Here is a 12,247-nt window from a genome sequence, read left to right on the forward strand (position 1 = left end):
TTTTCTCTCACGCCACACTCCTCTTCACTCACTTCCAACCCCAGTTAGCGCAGGCGCAGGCGGTCATATTTGTCCCACTGGCTGGTATCGGACAGGATGACCTTGTCGCCGGTTTTCAATCCACGCAACACCTGCACGCGATCGACCGAGGCGCTGCCGATGCGTACCGGTACGCGGGTGGCCGTGTCGCCGTCGGGTTCCAGCCGAAACAGGCTGAGGTCGCTGCCGGCGGCAGCCAGCGCGGGACGCCCTACCGACAGCACGTCGTGCAGTTCGGCGATGCGGATGCGGCCGTCGACGGAAAGATCGGGCCGCGCACCCGGCGGCAGCGCGCCGGCGAGCGTGACATCCACCCGCACGCTGCCGTCGCGCACGGCCGGATCGATGCGTTCGACCTTGCCGGCGATCACGCCGTCGTGGGTATCCACGTTCACCGCCATGCCCATCAATACATCCTTGGCCTGCACCTCGGGCACCTGCAATCGTGCGATCAGCACGTCGGTGCGCGCCACCCGTGCCAGGTTGGCACCGGTGGCGACCTGGGCGCCTTCCTGCACAGCCACTTCCTGCAGCACGCCGGCGATGCCGGCGCGCACCTGGAGCGCATCGGCCTGGCGCTGGCGCAGTTGCAGGTTGCTCTGCTGCTGCAGCAGTTTCGCCTGCACCGCGTCCAGCTGCGCCTGCATGCTGGCGCCGAAGGCGTGCACGCGCTGCTGTTCGACCTGCATGCGGTTCTTCAGCTGGGCCAGGGCGATCTGCTCCTGTTCGTAGCGCACCTCGGGAATCAGGTGCCGGGCCACGGCCTTGGCATCAGCGTCGGCCTTGACCTTGGCCGAGGCGTAGTCGGCCTGTGCCTGCGCCTGGGTGGCGCGGTGGTCGAGCAACTGCGATTGCAGCTCGGCGCGCCGGGCGGCCACGTCGGCACGTGCCGCCGCCACCTGGGCCTGGGCGTTGCGCAGGCTGTCCTGCACTTCGGGGTTGGACAGCGTCATCAGCACGGTGTCCGGCTGCACCACCGTGCCCGGCCACGCCAGGATCCGGTCCACCTGGGCGGCGGTGGCCGCCGCCAGCCAGCGCGAAGTGCGCGGCACCAGGGTGCCGGTGGCGCGGATCTCCTGCAGCATGTCGCCGCGCTGCACGGTGTCGATCCACAGGCTGGCACGATCGGCCCGCGGCAACGCCGGTCCCAGGCGCAGCAGCACCGTCACCAGCATCGCGACGAGCACGACGGCTGCGGCCGCGAGCAGGCGGAGCCGGCGGCGCTTGCGCAGTTTCAGGGTGGGGTTGGCCATGTCCATGCGCCTGCTGGAGCAAGCCCCGTGCCAGGGCGCGAAGGCCCTCCGGACAAGCGATTTCGTCGCCCGCCAGGCACTCTCGTCGTTCGCCAGCGGACACCCCTGTCCGAAGTCGTACGTGCAGGGCCTGTTCGGCGCGGTACGGCGGGCACTGCCCGCCGTTTTTCTCCCGGACGACGCGTAGCAGGAGCGGCGGGCAGTGCCCGCCCTACAGGTGAGGCAACGGGCGAGTCAGCCGGTGTTCTGCAGCCCCTGCGCCACGCCGTTGACGCAGGCGACCAGGGCCTGCAGCAGCGCGTCGTCCTCGCGGTCGCTCTCGCGCCAGCGCCGCAGCAGGTCGACCTGCAGCAGGCTCATCGGATCCACGTACGGGTTGCGCAGACGGATCGAGGCGGCCAGCCGCGGGGCGTCCTGCAGCAGGGTGCGGTGCCCGTTCAACTGCAGCAGCACGCGGCGGGTGCGCTCGAACTCGCCGCGGACCAGGCCGAACATTTCCTCGTGCAGCGGCCCGGACAGGCGCGAGAACGCCTCGGCGATGTCGAGGTCGCACTTGGCCAGCACCATTTCCACGTCGTCCAGCATGTTGCTGAAGAACGGCCAGTCGCTGGCCATCTCGGCCATCGCCTCCTCGCCGAACTCGCGCACGCCGTGGCCCAGCGCACTGCCGAGGCCGTACCAGCCGGGCAGGATCGAGCGGCACTGGGTCCACGCGAACACCCACGGGATCGCGCGCAGGTCCTGCACGCCGCGCATGCTGCGGCGACTGGCCGGGCGCGAGCCGAGGGTCATGCGCTCGATCACGTCGATCGGCGTGGCGCTGCGGAAGTACTCGACGAAGTGCGCGTGTTCGACGAAGGCGCGGTAAGTCTCGCGGCTGGCTGCCGACAACACGTTCATCCGCGCGCGCCATCGCTCTTCGCGCGGATCGTCGGCGCGCGGGCGAAGCGAGGCGCGCAGCACGGCGCTGACGGTCTGTTCCAGGTTGCGCAGCGCCAGCGCGCGGATGCCGTACTTGCGGTGGATCACCTCGCCCTGCTCGGTCACCCGCAGCACGCCGGCCACCGATCCGCGCGGCGAGGACATCAGCGCCGGCGCGATGCGCACGCCGCCGCGGCTGGCCGAGCCGCCGCGGCCGTGGAAGAACGCCAACCCGATCCCCGCCGCACGCGCCACTTCCAGCAGCTCCTCCTGCGCGCGTTGCAAACCCCAGCGCGAGGCCAGCGTGCCGCCGTCCTTGCCGCTGTCCGAGTAGCCCAGCATCACCCATTGCTGGTCGCCGCGCGCGGCGAGGTGGCGGCGATAGACCGGGTCATCGAGCAGTGCCCGCAAGGTGGCCGGCGCGTTCTTCAGATCGTCCACCGTCTCGAACAGCGGCGCGATGTTGAGCGGCACGTTGTCGTCCTGCACCAGCCCGCCGTAGCGCGCCAGTGCCAGCACCGCCAGCACGTCGGCCGCGCTGCGCGCCATGCTGATGATGTACAGCCCCACCGCCTCGCTGCCGTAACGCCGGCGGGTGTCGCCCAGGGTGGCGAACACGTCGTACAGCGTGGTGACCACCTCGGCATGGCTGATCGCGAAGCGTGCATCGCCGCTGGCATAGTCGCGCAACTGGCGCGTGCGGTCGGCGGCCGGCCGCGCGGCCCAGCCCTCGTCGGCCAGCAGCGCGGCCAGCGCGTCGTCGTGCACGCGCGAATCCTGGCGCACGTCGAGCCGCGCCAGGTGCAGGCCGAAGGTGCGCACGCGCTGGGCCAGCCGCTGCACCGCGTAGGCGCCGGCGTGCAGGCCGCGATGGGCGATCAGGCTGTCGACGATCAGCTGCAGGTCGGCCTGCAGGTCGGCGGCCGAGGCATAGCCGTCGGCGTCATCGTCGTGCAGGCTGGCTTCCAGCCGCGCGCCGATCAAGGTGAGCAGGCAGCGATACGGCATGTCGGCGTGGCGCGGGCGGATGCGCTCGGCGGCCCGCGGGAAGCGCTCGCGATACTCGGCCAGCCGCTGCCGCAACGCCGGCGCCACCTGCACCCGGCTGTCGGTCTGGCTGAGCAGGCGCGCGAGGTTGGCCACATCCGCCACGTAGTGCTCGATCACGTGCGTGCGCTGCGTGGCGAGACTGGCCGCGATGGTGTCGGCACCGACGTTGGGATTGCCGTCCATGTCGCCGCCGACCCAGGTGGCGAAACCCAGCAGGCGCGGCAGCTCCACCGCCACGCCGTAGACCGCCTGCAGAGCTTCGGCCAGCGCCTCGTACAGCGCCGGCACCACCCGGTACAGCGGGTTGGCCAGGTAGAAGCCGACATGGTGGTGCTCGTCCTGCACGGTGGGCCGGATCGGCGAGGCCTCGGCGGTCTGCCAGCCGGCGGACAGGGCCATGTAGATGCGCTCGTCGTCCGCGGCGCGTTCCTGCGGCGTGCGCGCGGGATCGAAGCCGTCGACCAGCGAGCGCACGATCGCCTGCTCCTTCTCCAGCAGCGAGCGCCGCACCGCCTCGGTAGGATGCGCGGTGAACACCGGCTCGATCCACAGGCGATCGAGCCAGCCCAGCAATTCGGCCGCATCCACGCCCTGCGCCTTCAGCTGGCCCAGCGCATCGAGCAGCGATTCGGGCTGCACCTGGTCGCTTTCGCGCTGGTAGTCGCGGCGGCGCCGGATGCGGTGCACCCGCTCGGCGGTGTTGACCGCGTGAAAATAGGTGGCGAACGCCCGCGCCAGCGCCTCGGCACGGTCGGGCTCCAGGCCGGCCAGCGAATGCGCCAGCTCGTCGGTCGAGGCGCCCTCGGCGCGCCGCCGGATCGCGGCGATGCGCACCTGTTCGACCCGCTCGAAGAACGCCTCGCCGCCCTGCTCGGCCAGCATCCGGCCGACCATCGCACCCAGCCGGCCCACGTCTTCGCGCAGCGGGCCGTCGTGCGGCAGGAATTCGGGCTCGCGATCTGTCTCCACGCCGTGCTCCACGTTGCGGCCAAGCGCCCAGCCTACCGAATCGGCGCGGCCGCGGCACCACGCCGGCGGGCATAAGCTTATGTCTGCCGCTACAATGGCAAGCTGCACTGCCCGCCGAGGGGCGCTGCGACCGTTGGCGTGAGGCAGATCCATCTGCAGCCCCACGCATCGGCCAGGCTCGGCGCGGCACGTTCCACAACGGCGCCCGGTTGTCTGTACGCGAGTCCCTTCGCGAAAAGACCGGCCAGCCATGGCCGGACCCTTCGCAAGAGCCCCGCACTAACCGGAGATACTCATGAACGCCGCACTCAAAGAAAACCATCAGGACTACAAGATCCGCGACATCTCGCTGGCCGATTTCGGCCGCAAGGAGCTGGACATCGCCGAGCACGAGATGCCGGGCCTGATGTCGATCCGCAAGAAGCACGCCGCCACGTTGCCGCTCAAGGGCGTGCGCGTGACCGGCTCGCTGCACATGACGATCCAGACCGCGGTGCTGATCGAGACGCTGAAGGACATCGGCGCCGACGTGCGCTGGGCTTCGTGCAACATCTTCTCGACCCAGGACCACGCCGCCGCCGCGATCGCCGCCAGCGGCACGCCGGTGTTCGCCTGGAAGGGCGAGACGCTGGAGGAATACTGGGACTGCACGCTCGACGCGCTGTCCTTCCCCGACGGCAAGGGCGGTTTCCTTGGGCCCCAGTTGGTGGTCGATGACGGCGGTGACGTGACGCTGCTGATCCACAAGGGCTACGAGCTGGAGAACGGCTCGAAGTGGGTGGACGAGAAGGCCTCCTCGCACGAGGAGCAGGTGATCAAGAACCTGCTCAAGCGCGTGCATGCCGAGCGCCCCGGCTACTGGCACACCGTGGTGAAGGACTGGAAGGGCGTCTCCGAGGAGACCACCACCGGCGTGCACCGGCTGTACCAGCTGGCCGAGGCGAAGTCGCTGCTGGTGCCGGCGATCAACGTCAACGACTCGGTCACCAAGAGCAAGTTCGACAACCTGTACGGCTGCCGCGAGTCGCTGGCCGACGGCCTGAAGCGCGCGATGGACGTGATGCTGGCCGGCAAGGTGGCCGTGGTCTGCGGCTACGGCGATGTGGGCAAGGGCTGCGCGCATTCGCTGCGTGCCTACGGCTCGCGCGTCGTCGTCACCGAGATCGACCCGATCAACGCGCTGCAGGCGGCGATGGAAGGCTTCGAGGTCAACACGGTCGAATCCACCCTGGGCCGCGGCGACATCTATGTCACCACCACCGGCAACAAGGACGTGCTGACGCTGGAGCACCTGAAGTCGATGAAGGACCAGGCGATCGTCTGCAACATCGGCCACTTCGACAACGAGATCCAGGTCGATGCGCTGAACGCGATGGCCGGCGTCGAGAAGCTCAACATCAAGCCGCAGGTGGACAAGTACGTGTTCCCGGACGGCCGCGCGATCTTCCTGCTGGCCGAAGGCCGCCTGGTGAATCTCGGCTGCGCCACCGGCCACCCGAGCTTCGTGATGTCCAACTCGTTCTCCAACCAGACCCTGGCGCAGATCGACCTGTGGGCGAACAAGGACAAGTACGAGGCGAAGGTCTACATCCTGCCGAAGAAGCTGGACGAGGAAGTCGCCCGCCTGCACCTGGAGAAGATCGGCGTGAAGCTGACCACGCTGACGAAGGAGCAGGCCGGCTACCTCGGCGTGCCGGTGGAAGGCCCGTACAAGCCGGACCACTACCGCTACTGAGCCGCCAGCGGATCATCGGTCGGTCGCAGCAGAACGGGCGCGCAAGGCGCCCGTTCTGCCATCACCGGCTCACCACTGGGCAGCGTGCACCGTGCGGCCAGCGCCGCGCCGGATCATACTTTCGTACCGATCCAACACGGTCGAACCCACGGGAGACGGCGTCGATGTCGCCAAAGCCAAGCAGCGCCGACCGGCGATTGTTCAGCCAGCTTCGCAGTGAAATGGACCGGATGACCGCGTCCGAACGGGTGATCGCGAACTTCCTGCTCACCAACCGGCAGGCGGTGCCGTTCGAGACCGCCAACTCGCTCGCCGCCAAGCTCGCCATCAGCGCCGCGACGGTGGGCCGGTTCTGCCGTCGCCTCGGCTACCGGAACTTCCGCGAGCTGAAGTCGGCTTTCAAGTTCGACGTGGCCGTCGCGCCATGGCCGATCGGCGAAGGCCTGCGCTCGATGCTGCAGACCGGCAGCGGCGAACCGGCGCTGCAACGCGACCTGGACCTGACCATCGCCGGCATCATCGAGGTCTACCGCCGCGCGGAAACGCGCGAATGGCAGGATATCGTCGCGCACCTGGCGCACTGCTCGACCCTGCACATCGTGGGATTCCAGACCGAGCGCGGGCTTGCGGCCCACTTCGCCAGTTTCCTGCAATACGTGCGCCCGCGGGTGCGGGTGGCCGACCTGGCTACCGGAAGCTTCTCGGAGGTGCTGCTTGACGGCACCGACAAGGATTGCGTCGTGATCGTGGAGACGCGCCGCTACTCGCGCCAGGCACAGCTGCTCGCCCGTCATTGCCGGCAACGCGGGCTGCCGCTGGTGATGATCACCGACAAGTATTGCCACTGGGCCAGCGAATACACGCCGCACATCCTGGCATTGCCGACGGAAAGCGGGATTTTCTGGGGCACCACCGTTCCGATCCACGCGGCGCTGGCGCTGCTGGTCAACGGCGTGGTTCTCGCGCTCGGCGAACGCGTGGAGCAACGCCTGGCCCACGTCTCCGACCTCTACCAGGAATTCGTCGGCCACGTCGGGAAACCCGCGCGCGGGCAGCGCAAGAAGGGCGGCGACATCGAGCCTTGAGCACGCAGCGCACCGTCGGGCCGAGGCCCCGCGCTTCTGCGGAACCAGGAGCGCCGCTCCCGTTCAGCGCGACCGCACGTAGACCACGTAGATGACCAGGCCGGCCGCGAAATAGCCGCCGACGATCGCCAGCGGCAGCACGTCGCCGCGCGTGGCGCGCAGCACCATGTCGATCAGCAGCGGCAGGCCCATCAGCGCGGCGAAGGCGATGCCGAGTGCCGGAATGATGCCGATCCACCAGCCACGCACGCGGATGCCGCCCAGCGGCACCCGGAACGATCGCGGCCGATCGGGCTCGACCACGCGCAGGCGCATGACCGCCGCACAAACGATCGCGAACGCGACCGCCGTGCCGAGGCTGATCAGGTCACCGAGCAGGCTGATCGGCAGGCACGCCGCGAGCAACGCCATGGCCACGCCGGTATAGATGGTGCCGACCTGCGGCGTGCGCGTCCTGCCGTCGATCCGCGCGAACACCGGCGGCAGCATGCGATCGCGCGCCATCGCGTAGAAAATGCGGGTCTGGCCGTAGATTGACGTCAGCAGCACCGAAAGCAGGCCGATCACCGCGGCGGACTTGACTGCGATGCCGAACATCGGCAGCTGCATCGCGTCGACGGCGACGGCGATCGGGTCGGCGACGCCGAGCCGGGCATAGGGCACGATGCCGGTCATCACCGCGGCAACGGCCATGTACAGCACCGTGCAGACCGCCAGCGTCATGAAGATGCCGATCGGCAGGTCGCGCTGGGGGTTGCGCGCCTCGGCTGCGCTGGTGGACACGGTCTCGAAGCCGACGTAGGCGAAGAAGATCGCCGAGGCGCCGCGCAGCACGCCGGGCCAGCCGAACTCGAAATCGCCCCGCGCCGGCGGCACGAACGGCGTGAGGTTGGCCGGGTCGATGAAGGCGATGCCGACCAGCACGAAGGCGACCAGCGCGGCAATCTTGAGCAGCACGATGGCCGTGTTGAACGCGAACGACTGCTTCATCCCGCGCAACAGGACAGCCGTCACCACCAGGATCGCGCCGGCGGCGACAAGGTTGATGCCGCCGCCGAACTGCAGGCGGTTGCTGCCGCCGTCGGTGCGGAAGTCGAGCATCGGCGTGGTGATCGACGCCGGCAGGTGTAGACCGAACTGGTCGAGCAACGCCACCGCGTAGCCGGCGAAGCCGACCGCGACCGTCGCCGCGGCAATGCCGTACTCGAGCAGCAGCAGCCAGCCGGCGCACCACGCGGTGAAGCGGCCAAACGTGAGCAACGCATACGAATAGCTCGAACCGGACAACGGCATCGTGCCGGCAAGCTCGGCATAGCAGAACGCGGTGAATCCGCAGGCGATCGCCGCCACCACGAACGACAGCACCACCGCCGGGCCGGCATGGGTCGCCGCCGCGGTGCCGGTCATGACGAAGATGCCGGCGCCGATGACGCAGCCGACACCGATCATCGTCAACTGGAGCGGGCCGAGCGTGCGCGCCAGCCCGGGTTCGTCATCATTCGCCGATTGCAAGTTTTCTTTCATGAGAGTTACTATGATATAAATTGTGCATACTCGTCCAGAGGCCGATTTGCATGCAGACCGAGGTTCGCCACGAACGCTGGGAGCTCGCCGCGCCATTCGTCATCGCGCACGAGACCTACCTGCATGCCGACGTCATCGTGGCAACGCTGTCGTGCGATGGTGCCGTCGGCCGCGGCGAATGCACGCCCACGGCGTTCTACGGCGAGAGCGTGGACGGGGTGATGAAGACCGTGCGCGAACTGCTCGCCCGCCTCGCCCGCGGCGAGTCATGGGACCGCATCCACGATCGCGTGCCGGCCGGCGCCGCGCGCAACGCGGTCGACTGTGCGTTCTGGGATCTGCGCGCGAAACTGGCGAAGCAGCGTGTCTGGGAGCTGATCGGAGTCCCCGCCCCGGGCCAGGTGCGCACCGCACAGACCATCAGCGTGGGCGAAGCGGCGCAGCAGGCGGACAAGGCGCGCGCGATCGTCGCCACCGACGGCGACGGCGCCCTGATCAAGCTGAAGCTCGATGCGCACGACATCGTCGCCCGCGTCGCGGCCGTGCGCGACGCCGCTCCGGCGGCGACCCTGGTCATCGACGCGAATGAATCCTGGGACCCGCTGCTGCTCGATAGCGTCATGCCGGCGTTGCAGGCCGCGCATGTCGCGATGGTCGAGCAGCCGCTGCCCGTGGGCAAGGACGACGCGCTGGCGCGGATCGAACGCCGCGTGCCGGTCTGCGCCGACGAGTCGGCGCACGTCGGCGCCGACCTCGACGCGCTGCGCGGCCGCTACGACCTGGTCAACGTGAAGCTGGACAAGACCGGTGGCCTGACCGAGGCGCTGCGCATGACCGCCCGCGCGCGCCAGCTCGGCTTCGGGTTGATGGTGGGCTGCATGGAGGGGACGTCGCTCGGCATGGCGCCGGCGACGCTCGTCGCCGGTGCCGCACGCTTCGTCGATCTCGACGGCCCGCTCCTCATCGGCCGCGACCGCGACCCGGGCCTGCACTACCAGCGTGGCCTCGTCTCGCCGCCCAGCGCGGCGCTGTGGGGCTGAACCGCATGTTTTCCAGGAGAACCGATTCCATGACGAGCCGAACACTGATCTCGCTGCTGCTGGTCGCACCGCTGGTCGTGTTGCCAGCCGGCCGTGCAGCGGCGGCCGACTTCATCGTGCGCCATGCCGTCGTCGTCGACGGCACCGGCGCCGCGGCGCAGCACGTCGACGTGCGCGTCGCCGACGGCCGCATCGCCGCCATCGGCGAACTCGCAGCGCAGCGCGGCGAACAGGTGGTCGACGCCCGCGGGCTGGTGCTCGCGCCGGGGTTCATCGACACGCACAGCCACCACGACCGCGGCCTCGACAGCCAGCTCGACGCGCTGCCGGTGACCAGCCAGGGCGTCACCACGATCGTCGTCGGCCAGGACGGCTTCTCGCAGGAGCCGATCGCCGACCTGTTCCGCCGCTATGGCGCCAGGCCGGCGGCGATCAACATCGCCTCGTACGCGGGCCACAACTCGCTGCGCGAGGAGGTGATGGGCGCCGACGCCAGCCATGCGGCGACACCAGCGCAGGTGCAGGCGATGCGCCAACTGCTCGCCGCCGACATGAAGGCCGGCGCGCTCGGCCTGTCGACCGGCCTCGAGTACGACTCGGGCCTCTACTCCACGCGCGCCGAGGTGCTCGCGCTCGCCGACGCCGTCGCGCCCTACGGTGGCCGCTACATCAGCCACATGCGCAGCGAGGACCGCAAGGTCTGGGACGCGCTCGACGAACTGCTGACGATCGGCCGCGAGGCGAAGATCCCGGTGCAGGTCAGCCACGCCAAGCTGGCGATGACCGACTGGTGGGGCCAGGCCGACCGCTTCCTGGGCCTGCTCGACAAGGCGCGCGCCGAAGGCGTCGACGCGACGCTCGACATCTATCCCTACGACAGCTGGCACAGCGAGTTGATCGTGCTGTGGCCCGAGCGCGACTTCGGCAACCGCGCGACCGCCGAATTCGTGCTCAAGCACCTCTCCCCGGCCGACGGCCTGCGCCTGTCGCAGTTCAAGCCCGAACCGGACCTGGTCGGCAAGAGCGTGGCCGATATCGCGCGCCTGCGCGGCACCGACGACGCGGATACGGTGATGGCCCTGATCCGCGAATCGGAAGCGGCCCACAGCACCGCGCAGGTCATCAGCCGCAGCATGGACGAGCGCGACATCGCGAAGTTCATCGCCTGGCCGCAGGCGAACATCTGTTCCGACGGCAGCCTCGACGGCCTGCACCCGCGCGGCTACGGCACGTTCCCGCGCGTGCTGCGCATGTACGTGCGCGAGCAGAAGATGCTGACGCTCGAGCAGGCCGTGCACAAGATGACCGGACTGGCAGCGCAGCACATGGGCCTGCGCGACCGCGGCCAGATCCGCGTCGGCGCGGCGGCCGACCTCGTCCTGTTCGATCCGCGCACGGTGGCCGACCGCGCCACCTACGAGAAGCCGCACGAGCTGTCGGTCGGCATCGCGCGCGTGTGGGTCAACGGCATCGCGGTCCTCGCCGACGGCAAGGCGACCGGCGCCCGTCCGGGCCAGGTGTTGCGCCGCCAGGAGGCACGCTGACATGCAGATCGCCGCCCCGTACCTGCTCTTCCTCGGCAACACCCCGCACCGCCTCGACGCCAAGACGGCCAGCGGCATTCTCGACTGGCGCCCGGAGCTGTGCGCCGGGCAATGCCGGCTCGACGCCGACACGGTCGACCTCGGCCTGCCTGACATGACGCCGGCCGCCGCCGCCCGCGCCGGTGTGCGCACGCTGGTGATCGGCGTGGCCACCTTCGGCGGCGCGCTCGACGAGGCGTGGATCGACACCCTGCTGGCCGCGATCCACGCCGGCCTCGACATTGCCAGCGGCATGCATGCACGCCTCGGCGAGAATCCGCGGATCGCCGCGGCCGCGCGCCTGGCCGGCGTGCGGCTGTTCGACGTGCGCCACGCCGACACGCATTTCGACGTCGGCTCCGGCCGCAAGCGCAGCGGCCGCCGGATGCTGATGGTCGGCGTCGATTGCGCGGTGGGCAAGAAGTACGCCGCGCTGGCCATTCACCGCGCCTTCGCGCGACGCGGCATGGCCGCCGATTTTCGCGCGACCGGGCAGACCGGCATCCTCATCGCCGGCGCCGGCGTCGCGATCGACGCGGTCGTCGCCGATTTCGCCGCCGGTGCGGCCGAAGCGCTGTCGCCCGACAACGAGCCCGGGCACTGGGACGTGATCGAAGGCCAGGGCTCGCTGTTCCACCCGGCCTATGCCGGCGTCAGCCTCGCCCTGCTGCACGGCTCGCAGCCGGACGCACTCGTGCTGTGCCACGACCCGCGACGCACGCACATCGACGGTTATCCGGACTATCCGCTGCCGACGCTCACCGCCTGCATCGCCGCCAACGAACAGGCCGCGCGCCTGACCAACCGCGCCGCACGCTGCATCGCCGTCGCGCTCAACACGCACGGCATGAGCGAAAGCCAACGCGCGGACGCGTTCGCCCGCGCGCACGCGGAAACCGGCCTGGTCGTCTTCGACCCGATCGCGACCGGTGCCGACGCGGTCGTCGAAGCGCTGCTCGCGGAAGCGCCCGATCTCCCGCAGGCAAGTCCACACACCCCGGGGGATCACCCATGAAACGCAAGACTCCGGCCATGGCCACCGTGCTGG

General features: G+C 69.7%; 9 protein-coding genes and 1 riboswitch. Of the genes, 6 read left to right on the top strand and 3 right to left on the bottom strand.

Annotated features, from left to right (window positions below; translation table 11 throughout):
* Window positions 1-44: 44 nt before the first annotated feature.
* Window positions 45-1,292, bottom strand: coding sequence for an efflux RND transporter periplasmic adaptor subunit (locus ACVCL9_RS10790; protein ID WP_447098131.1), 1,248 nt, complete (start codon window positions 1,290-1,292; stop codon window positions 45-47).
* Between ACVCL9_RS10790 and ACVCL9_RS10795 the strand changes: the two genes are divergently transcribed.
* The gene (locus ACVCL9_RS10795; RefSeq protein ID WP_447098130.1) at window positions 1,291-1,479 is read left to right on the top strand and encodes a hypothetical protein; all 189 of its coding nucleotides are present in this window, start codon (window positions 1,291-1,293) and stop codon (window positions 1,477-1,479) included. The two genes, ACVCL9_RS10790 and ACVCL9_RS10795, sit on opposite strands and share 2 nt — an antisense overlap.
* Before the next feature lie 47 nt (window positions 1,480-1,526).
* Here the strand turns inward: ACVCL9_RS10795 and ppc are convergent, their stop codons facing one another.
* Window positions 1,527-4,232 carry a phosphoenolpyruvate carboxylase gene (gene ppc, locus ACVCL9_RS10800; protein WP_447098129.1) on the bottom strand — a complete coding sequence of 902 codons (2,706 nt, stop codon included), beginning with the start codon at window positions 4,230-4,232 and terminating at the stop codon, window positions 1,527-1,529.
* Between the two features lie 110 nt (window positions 4,233-4,342).
* A riboswitch (S-adenosyl-L-homocysteine riboswitch) is annotated at window positions 4,343-4,446 on the top strand.
* An 81-nt stretch (window positions 4,447-4,527) separates the two neighbouring features.
* Between ppc and ahcY the strand changes: the two genes are divergently transcribed.
* Both ahcY and ACVCL9_RS10810 read left to right on the top strand, forming a co-directional pair.
* Entirely contained in the window at window positions 4,528-5,967 is a 1,440-nt protein-coding gene (gene ahcY, locus ACVCL9_RS10805; RefSeq protein WP_447098128.1) for an adenosylhomocysteinase, read from the top strand.
* A gap of 164 nt (window positions 5,968-6,131) precedes the next feature.
* Window positions 6,132-7,052: a MurR/RpiR family transcriptional regulator gene (locus ACVCL9_RS10810; protein ID WP_447098127.1), complete on the top strand. Its 921-nt coding sequence runs from the start codon at window positions 6,132-6,134 to the stop codon at window positions 7,050-7,052.
* A 63-nt stretch (window positions 7,053-7,115) separates the two neighbouring features.
* Here ACVCL9_RS10810 and ACVCL9_RS10815 read toward each other — a convergent pair whose 3' ends face one another.
* On the bottom strand, window positions 7,116-8,576 hold the full coding sequence (locus ACVCL9_RS10815; RefSeq protein ID WP_395120134.1) for an APC family permease: 1,461 nt from the start codon (window positions 8,574-8,576) through the stop codon (window positions 7,116-7,118).
* Window positions 8,577-8,626: 50 nt separating this feature from the next.
* Between ACVCL9_RS10815 and dgcA the strand changes: the two genes are divergently transcribed.
* From dgcA to ACVCL9_RS10830, 3 genes are read left to right on the top strand one after another with little or no spacing between them, the layout of a single operon-like run.
* Window positions 8,627-9,616 (top strand): N-acetyl-D-Glu racemase DgcA, encoded by a 990-nt coding sequence (dgcA, locus tag ACVCL9_RS10820; RefSeq protein ID WP_447098126.1) that lies wholly within the window; start codon window positions 8,627-8,629, stop codon window positions 9,614-9,616.
* A 29-nt stretch (window positions 9,617-9,645) separates the two neighbouring features.
* Complete coding sequence (locus ACVCL9_RS10825) at window positions 9,646-11,160, top strand: N-acyl-D-amino-acid deacylase family protein (RefSeq protein ID WP_447098125.1); 1,515 nt, start codon at window positions 9,646-9,648, stop codon at window positions 11,158-11,160.
* A 1-nt stretch (window position 11,161) separates the two neighbouring features.
* Window positions 11,162-12,214: a DUF1611 domain-containing protein gene (locus ACVCL9_RS10830; RefSeq protein ID WP_447098124.1), complete on the top strand. Its 1,053-nt coding sequence runs from the start codon at window positions 11,162-11,164 to the stop codon at window positions 12,212-12,214.
* The last annotated feature ends 33 nt before the right edge of the window (window positions 12,215-12,247 follow it).

It is taken from the genome of Rhodanobacter sp. UC4438_H5 (assembly GCF_052978405.1).